Raw genomic sequence first — 438 nt, 5'->3', positions numbered from 1 at the left:
TTACACATGGCAACGTGTAAGCAACCACTTATAAACACGCGCATACTATTTTATTCTTTCGATTAGGTGGGGAAACCAATAGGAAGGATAAACAAATGATTAACCAATACCAACTAAAAGACGGCTCTATTAGATACTCTTATATTGCTTATGTAGGTATAGATCCACTAACAGGCAAAGAAAAACGCGTAAGAAAAAGAGGTTTTAAAACTAAGAAAGAAGCTAAAATAGCTGAAAGCCAATTACTTCTAAAAGTGGAGCAAGATGGATTTTTTGACAAGCCAGATAGAATAACCTTTGAGGAAGTCTATAAGATATGGCTGGAACACTATAAAAACACCGTGAAGGCTAGTACATACGCCAGACAAAAGGCGCAAGCAGACCTACATATAGTCCCAGTATTCGGCGCGTGCTACGTGGATAAAATAAGCCTACCAA

Annotated in this window: 1 protein-coding gene; it reads left to right on the top strand. The window is 37.9% G+C overall.

What is annotated here, in order from left to right:
* Nucleotides 1-95: 95 nt before the first annotated feature.
* The coding region (locus C1G53_RS12855; protein ID WP_192873144.1) for an Arm DNA-binding domain-containing protein at nt 96-438 on the top strand (343 nt) is incomplete at its 3' end.

This window comes from Streptococcus suis (assembly GCF_002960445.1).
Classification (GTDB): domain Bacteria; phylum Bacillota; class Bacilli; order Lactobacillales; family Streptococcaceae; genus Streptococcus; species Streptococcus hyiners.
The sequence above is the reverse complement of the archived record's forward strand: the minus strand, read 5'-3'. Positions and strand labels throughout refer to the sequence as shown.